General features: G+C 70.1%; 17 protein-coding genes. 7 read left to right on the forward strand and 10 right to left on the reverse strand.

Going from position 1 to position 17,271, the window contains the following annotated elements; genetic code table 11:
- Positions 1 to 13: 13 nt before the first annotated feature.
- Positions 14 to 976, reverse strand: coding sequence for an NAD-dependent epimerase/dehydratase family protein (locus KM427_RS22755; protein WP_215525408.1), 963 nt, complete (start codon positions 974 to 976; stop codon positions 14 to 16).
- A 286-nt stretch (positions 977 to 1,262) separates the two neighbouring features.
- On the opposite strand from KM427_RS22755, the gene KM427_RS22760 reads away from it, so the two are divergent.
- Entirely contained in the window at positions 1,263 to 2,651 is a 1,389-nt protein-coding gene (locus KM427_RS22760; RefSeq protein ID WP_215525409.1) for a tyrosine-protein kinase domain-containing protein, read from the forward strand.
- Between the two features lie 10 nt (positions 2,652 to 2,661).
- Here the strand turns inward: KM427_RS22760 and KM427_RS22765 are convergent, their stop codons facing one another.
- Together KM427_RS22765 and KM427_RS22770 are read right to left on the reverse strand one after the other, a co-directional pair.
- Positions 2,662 to 4,407 (reverse strand): DUF4012 domain-containing protein, encoded by a 1,746-nt coding sequence (locus KM427_RS22765; protein ID WP_215525410.1) that lies wholly within the window; start codon positions 4,405 to 4,407, stop codon positions 2,662 to 2,664.
- Between the two features lie 263 nt (positions 4,408 to 4,670).
- Positions 4,671 to 5,111 carry a hypothetical protein gene (locus KM427_RS22770; protein ID WP_215525411.1) on the reverse strand — a complete coding sequence of 147 codons (441 nt, stop codon included), beginning with the start codon at positions 5,109 to 5,111 and terminating at the stop codon, positions 4,671 to 4,673.
- A gap of 347 nt (positions 5,112 to 5,458) precedes the next feature.
- Here KM427_RS22770 and KM427_RS22775 point away from each other — a divergent pair, with 347 nt between their 5' ends.
- Entirely contained in the window at positions 5,459 to 5,704 is a 246-nt protein-coding gene (locus KM427_RS22775; RefSeq protein ID WP_215525412.1) for a ribbon-helix-helix protein, CopG family, read from the forward strand.
- A 1-nt stretch (position 5,705) separates the two neighbouring features.
- Complete coding sequence (locus tag KM427_RS22780) at positions 5,706 to 6,137, forward strand: TA system VapC family ribonuclease toxin (protein WP_215525413.1); 432 nt, start codon at positions 5,706 to 5,708, stop codon at positions 6,135 to 6,137.
- A 65-nt stretch (positions 6,138 to 6,202) separates the two neighbouring features.
- Here KM427_RS22780 and KM427_RS22785 read toward each other — a convergent pair whose 3' ends face one another.
- From KM427_RS22785 to KM427_RS22800, 4 genes are all read right to left on the reverse strand, one after another.
- Positions 6,203 to 6,499 carry a DUF1416 domain-containing protein gene (locus KM427_RS22785; protein WP_183592058.1) on the reverse strand — a complete coding sequence of 99 codons (297 nt, stop codon included), beginning with the start codon at positions 6,497 to 6,499 and terminating at the stop codon, positions 6,203 to 6,205.
- 194 nt (positions 6,500 to 6,693) lie between these two features.
- Entirely contained in the window at positions 6,694 to 7,542 is an 849-nt protein-coding gene (locus KM427_RS22790; RefSeq protein ID WP_215525414.1) for a sulfurtransferase, read from the reverse strand.
- A 48-nt stretch (positions 7,543 to 7,590) separates the two neighbouring features.
- A complete protein-coding gene (locus tag KM427_RS22795) occupies positions 7,591 to 8,055 on the reverse strand; it encodes a DUF4395 domain-containing protein (protein WP_183592060.1) in 465 nt (154 codons plus the stop codon).
- Between the two features lie 226 nt (positions 8,056 to 8,281).
- On the reverse strand, positions 8,282 to 8,884 hold the full coding sequence (locus KM427_RS22800; protein ID WP_215525415.1) for a TlpA family protein disulfide reductase: 603 nt from the start codon (positions 8,882 to 8,884) through the stop codon (positions 8,282 to 8,284).
- Between the two features lie 59 nt (positions 8,885 to 8,943).
- On the opposite strand from KM427_RS22800, the gene KM427_RS22805 reads away from it, so the two are divergent.
- Positions 8,944 to 9,372 (forward strand): VanZ family protein, encoded by a 429-nt coding sequence (locus KM427_RS22805; RefSeq protein WP_215525416.1) that lies wholly within the window; start codon positions 8,944 to 8,946, stop codon positions 9,370 to 9,372.
- Positions 9,373 to 9,376: 4 nt separating this feature from the next.
- On the opposite strand, the gene KM427_RS22810 is transcribed toward KM427_RS22805, so the two are convergent.
- The gene (locus KM427_RS22810; protein WP_183592063.1) at positions 9,377 to 9,655 is read right to left on the reverse strand and encodes a MoaD/ThiS family protein; all 279 of its coding nucleotides are present in this window, start codon (positions 9,653 to 9,655) and stop codon (positions 9,377 to 9,379) included.
- Between the two features lie 85 nt (positions 9,656 to 9,740).
- On the opposite strand from KM427_RS22810, the gene KM427_RS22815 reads away from it, so the two are divergent.
- The 3 genes from KM427_RS22815 to mshD all read left to right on the forward strand — a co-directional run bounded on the left by KM427_RS22815 (position 9,741) and on the right by mshD (position 15,766).
- On the forward strand, positions 9,741 to 10,478 hold the full coding sequence (locus KM427_RS22815; protein ID WP_183592064.1) for a response regulator transcription factor: 738 nt from the start codon (positions 9,741 to 9,743) through the stop codon (positions 10,476 to 10,478).
- A gap of 356 nt (positions 10,479 to 10,834) precedes the next feature.
- Positions 10,835 to 14,821 (forward strand): carboxypeptidase regulatory-like domain-containing protein, encoded by a 3,987-nt coding sequence (locus tag KM427_RS22820; RefSeq protein WP_215525417.1) that lies wholly within the window; start codon positions 10,835 to 10,837, stop codon positions 14,819 to 14,821.
- Positions 14,822 to 14,944: 123 nt separating this feature from the next.
- A complete protein-coding gene (mshD, locus tag KM427_RS22825) occupies positions 14,945 to 15,766 on the forward strand; it encodes a mycothiol synthase (protein WP_215525418.1) in 822 nt (273 codons plus the stop codon).
- Between the two features lie 98 nt (positions 15,767 to 15,864).
- Here the strand turns inward: mshD and ygfZ are convergent, their stop codons facing one another.
- Positions 15,865 to 16,851, reverse strand: coding sequence for a CAF17-like 4Fe-4S cluster assembly/insertion protein YgfZ (ygfZ, locus tag KM427_RS22830; RefSeq protein WP_215525419.1), 987 nt, complete (start codon positions 16,849 to 16,851; stop codon positions 15,865 to 15,867).
- On the reverse strand, positions 16,844 to 17,263 hold the full coding sequence (locus KM427_RS22835; RefSeq protein ID WP_183592068.1) for a Fur family transcriptional regulator: 420 nt from the start codon (positions 17,261 to 17,263) through the stop codon (positions 16,844 to 16,846). The genes ygfZ and KM427_RS22835 overlap by 8 nt, the downstream gene beginning before the upstream one ends.
- Between the last annotated feature and the right edge of the window lie 8 nt (positions 17,264 to 17,271).

The raw sequence follows: 17,271 nt of genomic DNA on the forward strand, positions 1-17,271 counted from the left end.
GAAGATCATGCATTCAGACGCGCCAGGTCCGCGCTGACGGGTCGAGAACGAATGCGGCTTGGCGTGCCAATCCTTCAGTGATGCTCACGGTCGGCTTCCACCCCATGAGCATCTCCGCAAGCGCGCTTGATGCGCCCGTCCGCATCACATCGCCACGCTGGGCCTCCATCCGCTCGACTACGGGAGCGTTTCCTGTCACGTTCTCCACTAGATCCAGTAGCTCGTTCATCGAGACCTCGCCCGACCCGCCCACGTTGACGGGCACGAAGCCTGGCTCCACCACGCATTCGGCAGCACGAACACACGCGTCTACGACGTCGGAGACGAACGTGAAGTCTCGCACCTGCTCTCCCGAGCCGAAGAGCTTGAAGATGTCGTCAGACTTGCCGAGAGCCGATGCCAGAAGCCGCTGAATTGCCATGTCCGGACGCTGCCCAGGTCCATACACGGTGAAGAACCGCAGTCCGAGGATCTCCAATGTACTGTCCATGGCATAGGCACGTGCGAGGTCTTCGCACGCTCTCTTCGTCACGCCGTACGGGCTTCGCGGGCTTGTGAGGGCGCCCTCCGACGTTGGGTACGCAGTTGAGTTTCCGTAGACGGACGAACTGCTCGCCATGACGACACGCCGAGTTCCGGAGGACAGGGTGGCGTCGAGAAGGCTATTCGTCTCCGCAAGGTTCTCGTCCAAGTAGATCGAGAAATTGTCCCAGGATCCCCGTACCCCAGGCTGCGCCGCGAGATGGACGACCGCGTCGACGTCGCGTAGTTCGCTCGAGTCAATCGACCCTACACGACGCTCCTCGAACTCGAAGGAGCTTGCCTCACCGACGTAGGCCAGGTTGGCCTCCTTGGCGTCACGGCTGTAGTAGTCCGTGAATGAGTCCACGCCCCATACCGAGTGCCCGCGTTCCAGCAGCGTCGCGCTTAGATGGCTGCCGATGAAGCCGGCTGCGCCAGTGACCAGGTACCTCACGAACGTCCTTTCCCTGTTGATGCAAGCACGCATGATCCTGCCAGTCGGATCGCCGCAGGCGAGTGTCTTGAGCCAACTGTCTGCATCGACACATGACCGTTTCTGCATCTGCCGAGTCACGACGGGCCTGCTGGCGTGACTCAATCGGCGGGACAGACGTCGCTCTCGGTACGTTCGAGCTCGCAGAAATGCCGCAGGAAGCCGCGCGCGGTCTACCGACCCGGTTCAGGGGGCACGCCTCACCTAGACTGAGGCGCGCGCCCGTGCCGAGACCGTGGAGGAATGTGTGGAACTGCGTGACTATCTGCGCATCCTGAGGCGCCGATGGGCCATCGTCCTGGGAGTGGCCGCCATCACCGTCGGCGCTGCCGCCACCTACACCGCATTGGTGACACCCAAGTACTCATCGACGGCTCAGCTCTTCATCTCGACCCAGGAGAGCGACAGCGCATCGGAGGTCTATCAGGGCGGGCTGTTCTCAGCCCAGCGGGTCACGTCGTATGCGGACTTGGTGAACAAGAGTTCCGATCTCGCCTCCGCCGTTGTCAAGGCATTGGACCTTGACGAAGAACCTGCCGAACTCCGGACGCAAGTGACGGCGCAGGTTGTTCCCGAGACCGTCAATCTTGAGGTCACGGTCTCCGACCCAGAACCCGCCATGGCACAGGCGAAGGCTCAGGCCTACGCCGAGTCGCTCGTCGATCTGATTCGTCAACTCGAAACACCCGACGACGGTGCCACCGCTCCGGTGAAGGCGACCATTGTCGATCCCGCCGATCTTCCGACCACACCGATCTCGCCGCGACCCGTGCGCAACCTGACGCTGGCTCTGGGATTCGGCTTGATCCTTGGGATCGTCCTGGCGCTGACCCGCGAGCTGCTTGACTCATCGGTCAAGTCGGCCGTGGACATCGGAGCGACGACGTCGGCGCCGATCCTCGGGGGGATCATCTACGACAGCGGCGCCCGAGATCAGCCCCTGATCACCGCCCACGAACCCCACGCGCCGCGCGTTGAGGCCTTTCGCGTACTTCGCACCAACCTGCAGTTCGTGGAGGTCGACAGCCCAGACAAGATCTTCGTCGTAACCTCCGCCGTTCCGGCAGAGGGAAAGACGACGACGTCGGTCAACCTGGCGATCACCATGGCGCAGGCCGGTCATCGCACGCTGCTCATCGAGGGCGACCTCCGCCGCCCTAAGGCCACCGCACAGCTCGGGCTCGACTATGCGGTCGGGGTGACCACCGTCCTGCTGGGCAAGGTCACCCTCGAGGACGCGATTCAGAGGCATACCGAGAGCGATCTCGACGTGCTGGCCAGCGGCACCATCCCGCCGAACCCCGCGGAGCTACTCCAGTCGAACGCCATGGCCGACCTGCTCAAGCGGATCCGCGACAAGTACGACATGGTCATCATCGACGCACCGCCGCTGCTGCCGGTGACAGACGCAGCACTGCTTGCCTCGCAGTCGGACGGCGCGCTGCTCGTCGTTCGCTACGGCAAGACAACCAAGGACCAACTCAGCCAGGCAGTCGAGCGCCTGCAGCAGGTCGATGCACGCCCCGTTGGCGTCGTGCTCAACATGGTGCCGAAGAAACGCCGCTCATCGGACGCCGGCTACGGGTACGGCTATGGATATGGCTACGGCTATGCACCGGAGCAGCCGGCCACCTGATCGCTGTCGATCAACAGGCGGAGTCGATGGACGTCGACGTCGATCCCGCGACCACGCTCGGGGTCACCGAGACCCGAGTGTCCCCAGCCTGCGCGGCTCCCGTCTTCATCCGCCAAGTCAGGTCGACCTTCTCCTGGGGGTCGAGCAGGAGCGTCGCGTTCAGGACCGGGCGCCCCTGGTCGAGGCTCGGGCCGGGGCCGCGCAGGGGCTTGCCGTTGAGGGCGAGGGCGCTGATCTCACCGCCCGCGGGGCCGTAGATGTAGACCTGCACGAGCTGGGAGCCGGGCCTGCCGCCGTATGTCGCGTAGCTCCCGGTGACGTAGGGCGGCAGGGAGGCGGCGTCTTCGGGGGCGTCGGACATCAGGGTGGCGTGGCCGGCCAGACCCTGGACGCCCTGGTTGCAGTACGTCGCATCGACGGAGACGTCGTAGCGCAGGTAGTACGACATCTTCGAGGCGGTGCCGTCGTTGAGGTAGAAGCCCACCTGGGGCGCCGCGTCGGGGTCGGTGACGAGGTCGCCGGCGACCGCCTTGCCGGCGATGGCCTCCTGGAGGGAGTCGTCGAAGCTGTGCACGAACACCCGGTGCTCGCGGACACCGTCCGCGATGGCTCGAACCAGCTCCTGCGGTGAGCCGACGCCGGTGGACACCCTGTCGAAGACGGTGCGGGCGACCCGGCGGAACCAGCGGTCCTGGGCGGCCGGGTCGGGGAACCGCTGATAGACCCGCGAGAGCAGCTCGTCGACGGCGTTGTCCTCGGTGAGCGTCACGCCGCCGACCTCGACCGGGCCGGTGGCGCCGAGGAGGTAGGAGATCGCCACCGGGTCGACCGAGAGCACGCCGTCGAGCCGCTCGGGGTAGACCTGCTCCCAGCGGGCCCGCCACAGGTCGGACGCACGGGAGAAGTCCGGCTGCAGGTTGGCGTCGAGGAAGTAGGTGCCGAGGATCTCGCCGTAGACGGCCTCTTCGGAGTCGCTCAGCGGCAGCACCGGCCCGTCGGTGCGGCCGAAGGTGTTGGCGGCGACCTGGCGGGTCATCCGGACCCGCCCGTCGTCGGCGCGCACCACCGACACGGCACCGGGCAGACCGCCGGTGGCGCGGATCTCGGCGTTGTTCTGGAAGACCAGCAGGTAGTCCTGCGGGCCGTCGCGGCCGAGCATGGTCGGCAGCACCCGGAGGGCCGTGTCGGCGCTGGACAGGACGGCGGCGGCATCGTCGACCTGCCGGGTCAGCTCGCGGTACTTCGTCCGCAGCCGCTCGACGTAGCCCGCCGAGTCCTCGGCGACCAGGCGCGCCCGCGCGTCGTCGAACGCCGCCTTGCCCGCCGCCACCGGGTCCTGGAGCGCCTCGAGCGCGGCCACGTCGATCCGGGCCTGGGCCGGCACGATCGAGTCGAGGTCGTCGGAGACCCGGATCAGCGGCTCCACTCCCGCGTCGGCGAGGTCGCGGGCGACCGCACTCGCGACGGCTACGCCGCGCGCGTCGTCGCCGTACGCCGGCAGGTGTTCCAGGACCGACCAGGTGATGCCGGCGGTGCGATCCGCGGCCGCGGCGCTGTGGTCGCGCAACCGGCCGAGCGACGCCTGCGCGGCATCGTCGTCGTCACCCTCGACCGCGGCGCGCAGCGCCGTCGCGTCGTCGACGGCGGCGGTCAGGTCGCGGTTGACCTGATAGGTCGTCCAGGCGGCCCAGGCCGCGAAGAGGACGACGGCTCCGACGAGGACGGCGAGCCCGATCCACAGAGCGCGTCGATTCACGCGGTCACCCTAGTCAACACCGATCCGATCCTCCGGCACACCGACCAACTCGACGTACGGTGGTTTCGAGGCTCAGGCGCCAGCGCGCCTTCGCACCTCAACCACCGTGGGACTCAGGCACCAGCGCGCCTTCGCACCTCAACCACCGTAGGGTTCAGGCGCTAGCGCGCCTTCACATCTCGACCACCGACGGCGGCCACTGACAAAATGCACCCGGGCCCCGCGACGAGTGGTCACGGGGCCCGGCGATCGTGGTCGGCGCCTCAGCGCTTCTTGACCACGACGGTGATCTTGCCCTTCGACGCCTCGAAGGCGGTGCCAGCCTTCGGCACGAAGTCGAACTTGAACTTGTACTTGCCGGGCTTGAGCTTCGGCAGCTTGACGACGACCTTGCCCTTCTTGACCTGGAAGGAGATCTCCTTGCCCTGGAGCTTCTTAGGGAGCTTCTTGCCCGCGAGCTTGACGACCACCTTGCCGGCCGGCTTGACGTTGCTGTTGGCGCCGATGGTGATCGGCACCTTCGGCTTCTTGCCAGCCGGGGTCGTCACTGTCTTCGGCGCCTCCGGCTTCGTGTCCACGCAGGCCGGCTGATACTGGTCGCCGCAGGCGCGGGCCGACGCGGCCTGGGCCACGGGGCCCGCCAGCGCCACGAGGCCAGCCGACAGCATCAGTGCCGCCACGAGACCGGACAGGTACTTCTTCATGCGGAACTCCCCTTGAGTGCCTTGATTGCTCACGTAGTACCGCAGCATCCAATCACACAAATTGGGTATGCGTCCGGCAAGCTCGACACCTGGAGGCGGAGATCACGGCCCTGACGCACATGCTCGTCGAACGGCGCCGGAATTATCGACCCCGGGAGTCGGTAGTGGCCCAGATGGGCTATTGAGAGTGGCACCGACCGCTCCCGCGACCACCAGACCCACACCGGGGTGGTCCAGACATCTCGGGTCGCTCGCCCGTGCCGTCGGCCGACCTCGGTCGGCGGAGCGTGGGGAGCTCGGAGACCTGTGATGTGTTGATGCCATCGGTCTGACGATAAGATGCGCAGGTGCGTACCACGGTGAGCATCGACGACGAGCTCCTGGCTGCGGCCAAGGTGCTCGCCGCACGCACGCACCGGACGATCGGATCCATCCTGGAGGAGGCCCTGCGCAAGCTGCTCTACGACACAGAGCAGCAGACCGAGACCACGTCGGCGTTGCCCGACTTCGCCTACTCGGGTGGGCTGCGGCAGGGAGTCGACCTCTACGACAAGGACGCGATGGCCGAGCTGCTCGGCGAGGCGCGTCGCTGAGGTGCTGTTCCTCGACGTCAACGTACTCGTGGGCGCACAGCGCAACGACGACTCTCCGCACGCCCGCGACCTGCGCAACTGGCTCGAACGAGCCCTGATGGGTCACGAGCCGATCGGCATCAGCGAGCTGGCCCTCAGCGCGATGGTCCGCATCGTCACTCATCCGCGCGTCTTCGAGCGTCCCTCTGCCCCCGCCGAGGCAGTCGCGTTCGCCGAGGCCCTGCTCGGTTCCTCGCGAGTGACAGCGGTCCGGCCCGCGGCCCGGCACTGGGCGATCTTCACCGAGCTCGTCGCAGGACACCGCCTGCGAGGCAATGAGATCCCGGATGCCTACTACGCCGCGATCGCGCTCGAGCAGGGCGCGACGGTCGTGACCGCGGACCGCGGGTTCCAGCGGTACGGCGTACGCGTGCTCGACCCCACGACCGGGTGACGCAAGCGCCGAAACGCCAGTCCCACCCGTGAGTGGGACCGGCGTGCTCGAGCTCGTGCAGTCGATCAGATGCTGACGACGACCTCGGCGATGTCTCCGACGGATGCGATGACCTTCTTGTCCACCGGCTCCGCCTTCGGCGCGAGCGTGCGCAGCGTCCACTCGCCGTTGCCGGCGAAGAACCGGAAGTGACCGGTGGCCGAGGTCGGCACCTCGGCGGTGAACTCCCCGCTGCGGTCGAGCAGGCGGACGTAGGCGTTGCCGACGGGCTCGCCGTCGCGCACGACCTGTCCCTGGACGATCGCCTCCTTCTTGACGTCGATGCCGTCGAGGGACAGGCCGCCCTCAGTTGCTCCGCACATGTTCCTGCTTCCTTCTGTGATGTTGCGTAGGTGGTGGTTTCGAGACAGGCGCTAGCGCGCCTTCCTCAACCACCGTTGACGACCGGCTGGCGCGCCTTCCTCAACCACCGTTGACGACCGGCTGGCGCGCCTTCCTCAACCACCGTTGACCGGCCGGCGCGCCTTCGCACCTCAACCACCGTGGTGGGACTTGCTCAGGCCTCGCCGGGCTCGTCGCCGACGGCCACCGGGACGCCGACCAGGGAGCCGTACTCGGTCCACGAGCCGTCGTAGTTCTTCACGCTCTGGTGGCCGAGCAGCTCCTTGAGCACGAACCAGGTGTGCGAGGAGCGCTCGCCGATCCGGCACAGGGCGATCGTCTCCTTGCTGTCGTCGAGGCCCGCCTCGGCGTACAGCGCCTTGAGCTCCTCGTCGGACTTGAAGGTCCCGTCGTCGTTGGCCGCCTTGCTCCACGGCACGTTGATCGAGGTCGGCACGTGGCCGGCGCGCTGCGCCTGCTCCTGCGGCAGGTGCGCCGGCGCGAGCAGCCGTCCGGCGTACTCGTCGGGGCTGCGCACGTCGACGAGGTTCTTCACCCCGATGGCCTCGACGGTCTCGTCGCGGAAGGCGCGGATCGAGCGGTCCTGCTCCTGCGCGGTGTACGACGTGGCGGCACGGCTCGGCAGCTCGTCGGTGAGCTCGCGCGAGTCGAGCTCCCACTTCTTGCGGCCGCCGTCGAGGAGCTTGACGTCCTGGTGGCCGTAGAGCTTGAAGTACCAGTAGGCGTAGGCCGCGAACCAGTTGTTGTTGCCGCCGTAGAGGACGACGGTGTCGTCGTTGGCGACGCCGCGCTCGGAGAGCAGCGCCTCGAACTGCTGCTTGTTGACGAAGTCGCGGCGGATCTGGTCCTGCAGGTCGGTCGTCCAGTCGAGCTTGATGGCGCCCTTGATGTGGCCCTTGTCGTAGGCCGTCGTGTCCTCGTCGACCTCGATCAGCACCACCTTCGGGTCATTCAGGTGCTCCTCCACCCACTGGGCGGTGACAAGGGAGTTCTCGCGGGTCATGTGCTTCTACCTTTCTTGTGCGCCGAGGAAGGGGCGCGGGGTCTGGGATCAGTGCGCGGTCGCGCGCTTGATGAGGAGGTACATCTCGCAGCCGAGGCAGAACCGGAAGACGGCATTGAGGAGGGCGGCCGCCAGGGCGAGTCCGACGGCGACCAGGCCGACGAGGTCGGCGCCGAGGAGCAGCGCGACGAGCCCGACGACGGCGAAGCCGAGTCCGACCGCCTGGGCGAACCGCGGCGGGGCCGGGTCCTCGAGCTCGGCCGGCGCGCCGAGTCGCGGCCGGACGAGGGTGCGGAAGAGCCAGGAGTACGGCGTGTGCTGCACGCCCCGGGACGCGCCGATCGCGAAGAGCGCGGCCTGGGCGGCGAGCAGGGCGGTCGCCACCGGGCCGGGCGCGAGCAGCAGCACGGCGAGCAGCACGACCGAGGTGAGGGCGGCGGCGAACTGCGGGCCACGCGGGTCGATCCCCGGTCGGGCATCGACCCCGTGGGTGGCAGCGGTGGTGGCGGACATGTCTCTCCTGCGGACGAGTGCGTGGACTGGTGGCCACGCAGGTCAGCAGGGAGCTGAGGCGCAGCCGATCAGTGCATTCGACACAGGGACGAGCGCACGCGGCAGTGGTCGACTGCGCGGCGCTTCGTCAGCAGGGTCGAGGACATGGCACACAGACTAGGGAGCGAGTTGCGGCCGGCCACAATCGGCGTATCAATATTCGAGACGACTGTCCACAATGTGGGCATCAGGTCCTCCCGAGGGCGGCGACGACCTGCTCCTTGCGCGGTGCACCCGACGCTCGTGTCACCTCGCGGCCGGCGGCGTCGAGCACCAGCGTCGTCGGGGTGCGCAGCACACCCAGCCGACGGACCAGCTCGAGGTGGTGCTCGGCGTCGACCTCGAGATGCACGACGCCGGGAACCGCCTCCGCGACGTCGGCGAGCGTGCGACGCGTGGCCCGGCACGGCGCGCAGAACGCCGAGGAGAACTGGAGCAACGTGGCCTTCTCGCCCAGCTCGGCCTCGGGGAGCGCGCGGCGTACGTCGTCCCAGGCGCTGGCGGGCGGGTGCGGTGGTTTCGAGACAGGCGCTAGCGCGCCTTCCTCAACCACCGTGGGCCCGGCGAGCGCGCCTTCCTCAACCACCGTGGGCCCGGCGAGCCCGCCTTCCTCAACCACCGTGGGCCCGGCGAGCCCGCCTTCCTCAACCACCGTGGGCCCGGCGAGCGCGCCTTCTTCAACCACCGTGGGGGCGGTGTGGCGGAAGCGGCCGTCGGTGCGGGCGCGGTAGAGCCCGAAGCCCACGGCCAGCGCGACCGCGGCGAGGGCGACCCACGCTCCACTGCTCACATCTGGGACAACCCACCCGGGGGCGAGCGCATTCCGGCGCTGTGGAAGCGTTCGCGCACATGGGGCTGCCGGGTCGGGTGCGACGCGCGCTGCTCATCGCGCTCGGGGCGTACGTCGTGCTCCTCGCCATCGCCCTGCTGGCCCCCACCTCGGGCACCCAGTCGGAGATGGCGTCGTGGCTGTGCGACCTCGGCCGGGCGGTCGGCTTCGACGCGGGTACGGCGACGCAGCCGCGGGCGGAGTTCCTCTGCAACGCGCTGATCCTCGCGCCCGTCAGCGCACTCGGGTCGCTGGCCTGGCCGCGCACCGACTGGCGGGACTGGACCGCTTGGACGTTCGTGGCCGCCGGGCTGGTCGAGCTCGTCCAGGGGGCGGTGCTCTCCGGCCGCATCGCGTCGTACGCCGACGTCGTGGCCAACACCCTCGGCGGACTCGCCGGAGCGTTGGTCGTGGCCCTCGTCCGGCGCGTCCGGGCGACCGCGGGCTGAGCGATCAGCCGCCGGCGAACGGCGGCAGGAACTCCACCGTCTGGCCGGGGAGCACCTCGACCCGGCCCGGGTCCTCGGAGCCCACCGGCCGGTCGCCGACCAGCGTCGAGCAGACCTTGAGCACGTCGGGCAGCCGGGTGCCCGGGTGCAGGGCGACCGCCCGGCGTACCACCTCATCGAGGGTGACGGGCCCGTCGACCGCGATGTCGTCGCCGCTCACGCCGGCGGCCGCGCGTGCCGAGGCCCAGTAGTGCACCCGGATGCTGGCGGTCTCGACGTTCATGTCACGGTATTCTTCCCGACCAGAGTCACCGGCCGAAGCCCAGCGTCGCGTTTCGGCCCCCGCCCGCCATGGGAGGAGGCCACCAGTGAGCACGCTCCTGCTTCTCACCAGCGCGCTCCAGCCGTCGGCCGAGGTGCTCCCGGCTCTTGCCCTGCTGGGCCACCAGGTTCGGATCGTGCCCGCGACCGGCAGCGCCCTGCTCGACGCCCCCGACGCCGACCTGCTGCTGGTCGACGGGCGCCAGGACCTCGCCCACGCGCGCGACCTGTGCCGGCTGATCCGCACCACCGGCACCGACGTGCCGGTGCTCCTCGTCTGCACCGAGGGCGGCCTCGCCGTGGTGCTCCACGACTGGGGCATGGACGACGTGGTGCTGCACACGTGCGGGCCGGCCGAGCTCGAGGCGCGCATCAAGCTCGCCGTCGGGCGCCTCACGGCGCGCCGCGAGGCCGACGACCCCGAGGCGCATGTGATCCGCTCCGGCGAGGTCGTGGTCGACGACGCGTCGTACACCGCCAAGGTCGGCGGCCGCTCGCTGGACCTGACCTTCAAGGAGTTCGAGCTGCTGAAGTTCCTGGCCCAGCACCCCGGCCGGGTCTTCAGCCGCCAGCAGCTGCTCCAGGAGGTGTGGGGCTACGACTACTTCGGCGGCACCCGCACCGTCGACGTGCACGTGCGGCGGCTGCGCGCCAAGCTCGGGCCGGAGAACGAGACCCTGATCGGCACCGTGCGCAACGTCGGCTACCGCTTCGTGCTGCCCGCGAAGGAGCAGGAGGCCGCGGCCGACGCCCGCACCGGCAGCCAGGCCGAGCAGACCGTGTGAGGTCTACGGGCGGACCAGGCGACGGGTGAGACGTCGGCCCCGGCGGTTCTGCACGAACATGGCGATGGCGTCCTCCAGGCCGACCTCGGCCATCGTCCGAGGGCCACGCCATCGTCGCCATGCGCCGCGCAGGTTCACACCGCCCATCGAAGGCCGGGCGCGCCCCGACCCGCATCGCTCAGATCGGGTACGCCGCGGGGTGCGGGCCCGGCGTACCCGCACGTCGGGGACAGCGGAGTGCGGCAGGTCTGGACCACCCGACCCCGAATCCGAGGACCACCCGGCAATCCGCCCACCCCGCCCCCGCCCTCTCGTAATCTCCGGCCAGTTGGAGCCAGACGACGGGGGACACGATCGTGACTTCTCAGCCTGCGCGCGCCCGCGCGACCGGACTCATCGCACGCATCCTGGGCCTGGCCCTGGTGGCCGCCACCCTGGCCCTCGGCCTGGCCGGCACCGCGACCGCGGCGCCGGCGAAGGCCCGCTCCGGCGGTGAGCCGAAGCCCTCGGCCGCGCTGCTGGCCGACCCCGGCACGATCTCGGGGACCGTCACCGTCGAGGACGGAACCGTCTTCGACGGCTACGTCAACCTCTACCGGTGGGACGAGTTCGGCTGGACCTTCGACTGGCTGGACGACGTGTACGTCGACCAAGACTTCTCGACCTTCTCGTTCGAGGTCGACCCGGGCAGCTACTACCTGGAGTTCCAACCCGACGGCACCCGCTACCAGCGCGCCTTCTCCGGCGGCGTCACCCTGCCCCCGACCTCCCTCGACGACGAGGGCGTGATCACCGTCGAGCCCGGCGGCTCGGTCGTCGCGGACCTCCACGCCGCACCGGACCCGGGCGTGGCGGAGGTGACCGGCACCGTCGTCAACGGCGACGAGGTCCCGATCGCGGACGTGGCCATCGACATCGAGCTGGTGATCGGCGAGGACGAGACCAACTACGTCACGTCGGCCTACACCGACGAGGGCGGCGCCTACACCGCGTACCTCCACCCCGGCGACTACGTCTTCTACGTATACCCCGACGACGGCAGCTACGACACCGCGGCCGTCGACGTCACCATCACGGCGGGAGCCAACCAGCTGGCACCGATCGTGCTGACGACGGGCGGCCGCTGGTCCGTCAGCGGCGCTGTCAGCGGCGCGTCCGGTCCCTTGGACGAGGGCCACGTCGAGCTCTACCGGCTCTACGGCGAGCCGGGCGACTGGGACGACTGGGACTGGGAGGACGAGGTCGAGATCTCAAGCGACGGGACGTATGCCTTCTCCGGCGTGCGCGGCGGCGCGACGCGGTACTACACCGTGCGCGCATCGGCTCCCGGCCACACCCGCGCGTACTACGGCGGAACCTCCGACGTCCGGGAGGCCGACTACTTCACGCTGTCCGGCGACCTCGCCGGCATCGACCTCGAACTGGAGGTCGCCAGCTCCATCTCCGGCGTCGTGACCGGACCCGGCGACAGCCCGGCGGAGGACGTCTACGTCGAGCTCTACCGCTGGATGGCCGACGAGGAGTACTTCGAGAGCTGGGATGGCGCCTACACCGATGACGGCGGCGAGTTCGACTTCGACTCCCTCGACCCCGGCAGCTACACCCTCCGCTACGACGGCCGCTACGCGTTCCCGCCCCTGCGCATCGCGTGGCTCGGAGGCGCCCACATGCCCACCGGTCCCTCGGCCCCCGGTGTCCTCACCGTCACCGAGACGCCGACGGCCCACGACGCCAGCACGAGCCTCGGCCGGGCCCCGATCGTCAGCGGATCGGTCACCGACCAGTCGGCGAACCCGATCGCGGACGCGTCGGTCACGGTCTACGCCTGGGACGGCGGTTGGTCCCAGTTCGCGACCACCACGACCGACGAGGACGGCACGTTCCGGACGACGGTCCCCGACGACTCCGTCGTCACCTTCCGGGTCGCGCGCGGCGGCTTCAATCCCATCTTCTACGGCGGCGGGTCGTCGCTGCCGGACGAGCCGACGGGGAGCAACTCGATCACGACCACGGACACAGACGTTTCCGTGGGGACCCTGACCCTGTCACCCTTCGTCAGCAAGCTCGGCAAGCTGGCCGGCCAGAGACTCGACTACTGCCTGACCAACAGCCTGGCGGCCAACGACGACTCCTACACCGACGCCGTCGAGCTGCCCTTCGACCTGAAGTTCTTCGGCACGCCGTACGACGAGGTCTTCGTCAACAACAACGGCAACGTGACGTTCGGCGACGGTCAGTCGCAGTACACGCCGTCGGACTTGACCGGTGAGACCAACCGGCCGATCATCGCGCCGTTCTTCGCCGACGTCGACACCGGCGGGGCGGGGTCGAACGTGGTGACGTACGGCGCCTCGCCCGACGGCAACACGTTCTGCGTCAACTGGGCGGACGTGGGCTACTACGACGAGCGGACCGACAAGCTCAACACCTTCCAGTTGCTGCTCACGAAGAACACCGGCGGCGCCGGCCGGGTCGCGGGCGACTTCGACATCACCTTCAACTACGACGAGCTCCTCTGGGAGACCGGTGAGGCGTCGGGCGGCGAGGACGGCCTCGGCGGCACCTCCGCCGCGGCCGGCTTCTCCGCAGGCACCGGCCAGGACGGCACCTACGTGCAGCTGCCCGGATCCTTCGTCAACGGCGCCCTGCTCGACGGCGGCGCGGACTCGCTGGTCGCACACTCGCAGGGCTCCAGCCAGACCGGTCGCTACGTCTTCCAGGTGCGCAACAGCGGCCTCGTGAGCACGCTCGGCAACCTGCGCGGTACGGTGCTGCGCGACGCCGACAGCGCTCCCGTCGAGGACGCCTATGTCCAGGCCTGCCGGGCCAACGGCACGGGCTGCTCCTACGCCTACACCGACGAGGACGGCGGCTACTCGTTCACCGCCCTGCCGGTGGCGACGTACCAGCTCCGGGTGTGGCCGCCGACCGGCTCCCTCATCGGGGGCGGCGCCACGGTCGGCCTGTCGGCCGGCACCACCACGATCGCGCCCGCCATCCGACTGCTGGCGCCGACCCCGCCACCGCCGGGCACCAGCATCACCAACAACGGCCACTCCGCCGAGGGGGTGCCGTCGGTGAACTACGCCGAGACGCTCGCTTTCGCACTCGACGGCTGCGCCGCGGTCCCAAACCCGACGTACACGGTGACGCTGGCCGACGGGCGCGTGATCCGCGATCACCTGCCGCTGACTGAGTCGCCGGCCGGGCGCTACACCGCGAGCATTGCGCCGCTCTCGCCCAACACCGGCGACGCCGAGATCAGCACCAACGTGCCCGTCGAGTGCGGCGGCGACCCGGTCGTGTTCAACGTCTACATCGACCCGTCCGGCATCGTGACCGACCAGTGGGGCCGGCCCATCCAGGGCGTCAGCGTGACCCTGATGCGCGCCGACACCGAGGACGGCGTCTACACCGACGTCGAGGACGGCAGCACCGTCATGTCGGAGAGCAACCGTGCCAACCCGTCGACGACCGACGGCAGCGGCTACTTCCGGTGGGACGTCCAGGCAGGCTGGTACAAGGTGCGGGCCGAGAAGGCGGGCTGCGGCCCGGAGACCACCGCGGCGATGGAGGTGCCGCCGGAGCGGATCGACCTGGTGATCAAGCTGAGCTGCACCGGGGCCCAGGCACCCACCGCCTCGGCCGGACCCGCGATCACCGGACAGCCGAAGGTCGGCCAGACCATCCGGCCCACGGCCGCCACCTGGCCGGCTCCGCTGGTGGAGAGCGACCTGGAGTTGCTGCGCAACGGCACCCCGGTCGCCCTGACCGCCGGCGGCTACACCCTCGCCGCCGGCGACGTCGGCGCGACGTTCGTGGCGCGGTCGACGGGACTCCGACCCGACTACGTCCAGGAGGGCGGCACCGGCACCGCGGTCACCTTCACCTCGGTGACGGCGACCTCGACGCCGGCGACCGGCGCGGCCGGTGACCCGCCGAGCACGGGTACGCCGCCGACGACGGACACCCCGCAGGTCCCGGCACCGTCGAAGAGCAGCGCCACCGTCTCCGTGAAGGCGCCGAAGAAGGCCAAGGCCGGCAAGAAGGTCAAGGTCACGGTGACCGTGACGGCCGCCGGGGCGCGGCCGACGGGCAAGGTGACCCTGCGCGACGGCAAGAAGGTCATCGCGACGGTGACCCTCACGGCCGCCGCGAAGGGCAAGGCGACGTTCAAGGTCAAGCTGAAGCCCGGCAAGCACCGGCTCTCCGCCGGCTATGCGGGCAGCAGCACCGTGTCCGCGGCCGACTCCAAGACCCTGACCGTGAAGGCGACCCAGGCCAAGAAGCCCACGAAGGGGAAGAAGGGCGGCAAGAAGGGACGGCTGCCCTCCGCCGCCTGACCCGGGCACCTGACCCGGGCGGACGCGGATGCCCCGTCGAGACACCCGGAATGGCTGCCGGATCGCGGCTGCGAGTGCCATTCCGGGTGTCTCGACGCGAGACGCGGGACCTAGGCTGGGCCCGTGCCCGACCTCGACCTGCTCGCCAGCATCACCGCCGAGGCCGAGACGGCCGACGGCGCCGCGCCCCTCGACGAGGCCACCTGGCGGGCGCTGCGGCACCGGCCGGAGTCGGTACGCAGCTGGCTCGACGACGACGGCTGCGCGCTGCTGATCGGTGCCGAGGTCGGCCTCGTCGTCCGCCCGGGTGCCCGCGGTCGCGGCCTCGGCGGGCGACTGCTCGGCGACGCGCTGGCGACGTACGGCGCGGGCGAGCTCGGCGCGTGGTCGCACGGCGACCACCCGGCGGCGGCCCGGCTGGCGGACCGGCACGGCTTCGAGCGGGTCCGGTCGCTGTGGGTGATGCGGCGGTCGGCGGCGGTCCCGCTGCCCGAGCTGGTGGTGCCCGAGGGACTGACGATCCGTGGCTACACCCCGGCCGACGCCGACGAGCTGATCCGGGTCAACGCGGCGGCGTTCGCCCACCACCCCGAGCAGGGGGCGATGGACGCCGCCGACCTCGCCGAGCGGATGGCGGAGCCGTGGTTCGACCCCGCGGGCCTGCTGCTGGGCTTCGACGGCGACCGGCTGGCCGCCTTCCACTGGACCAAGCAGCACGATGCCGGCCTCGGCGAGGTGTACGTCGTGGGCGTCGACCCGGCCACCCAGGGCCGCGGTCTCGGGAAGGTGCTCACCCTCTCCGGCCTGCACCACCTGGCAGACCGGGGCGTCGGCGAGATCCTGCTGTACGTCGAGTCCGACAACGCCCCGGCCGTGGCGGTCTACGCGGGGCTCGGGTTCACCCACACGGACGCGGACACGCACGTGATGTACCGCCGCGCGTGAGGCTGGGGGCGGGTCGGGCGCGCCGCTTCCCCAGCCGAGCTCACCCGGGAAGGCGCGGGTCCGACCTCATCCCTTGAGAGGCCGACGACCCGCGACCCTCAGCGCAGCGGACGCACGTGCAGGCCGACCTCGGGGTCGACGACGACCTCCTGGGCGGCCGGCATGCCCTCGACGCTCAGCTGCGCGTCGAGAGGGACGTTGCGCTTGACCATCGCGAGCGCGATCGGGCCGAGCTCGTGGTGGCGCGCGGACGTGCCGACGAAGCCGACCGCCTTGCCGTCGAGCTCGAGCGGCGCGCCGACCGTGGGCAGCCGGTTCTCGGACCCATCGAGGTGGAGCAGGGTGAGGCGCCGCGGCGGCCGGCCCAGCGTGTGCACGCGGGCGACGGTCTCCTGGCCGCGGTAGCAACCCTTGTCGAGGTGTACGGCGGGGCCGACCCACCCGGCCTCGTTGGGGATCGTGCGGTGGTCGGTGTCGAGCCCGAGCCGCGGCTCGCCGCGCGCGATCCGCAGCGCCTCGAAGGCCCAGAGGCCGCAGGCCGGACCGGCCGCCTCGGCGTACGCCGTGAGCCGGTCGCGCGGGACGAACTCGTAGCCGGCGTACGGACCCTGGTTTCGAGACGGTTGCTGCGCAACCTCCTCACCCACCGGCCGCCGCGGGCGCCAGGTGGTCGCAAGCTCGGACGTCACCTCGGCGACCTCGACGCGCATCATGAAGCGCATCCGGTCGAGGAACTCCACGAGCGCCGCGGCCGCGCCGGGCTCGGTGTGGGCGGTGAAGGCATCGTCGCCGTCGTCGTACCCGAAGAACGCATGCTCGACGTGGCCCTGGGGGCTGAGGACCAGCGCACCGGTCCACACCTGCGGGGCGAGCGACTCGAGGTGCTGGGTGGTCAGCGAGTGCAGCCAGGTGAGCCGATCGGGTCCGGTGACCCGCACGACGTCGCGGTGGGAGAGGTCGACGAACCCCTCCCCCGCCTCGAGGCTGCGCTGCTCGCCGTTGAACGACCCGTAGTGGGCCGCGACATCGCGGTCGATGCCGTCGGCGGCGACCGCCCCGGGCAGGCTCAGCAACGGGCTACTCACTCGTCTCACACTCCACGCACTCGCCGAATACCGCCAGATGTCCCACGTCGACGACGAAGCCGTGCTGCTGTCGTAGCGCCTCGGCCAGCGGCGCGGCCACCTCCGGGTCAACCGATACGACCCGGTGACAATTCCGGCAGACCAGGTGGAAGTGCTCGTGGTCGGTCACCGAGTGGTATGTCGGGGCGCGGTCGGACAGGTGCGTGTGCCGCACCAGGCCGAGCTCCTCCAGGACCTCCAGGGTCCGGTAGACCGTCGACACGTTGACCGCGCTGGCGTGCTGCTGCACCTCGGAGAGGATCTCGTCCGGGGTGGCGTGCCCGAGCCGCTCGACCGCCTGCAGCACGAGCTGCCGCTGGGGCGTCAGCCGGTAGCCGAGGCTGTGCAGCCGCGCGGCGAGGTCCTCGGTCACGTCGTCTC

Origin of the sequence: Nocardioides sp. LMS-CY, assembly GCF_018732145.1 — a bacterium.
Lineage (GTDB): Bacteria > Actinomycetota > Actinomycetes > Propionibacteriales > Nocardioidaceae > Nocardioides > Nocardioides soli.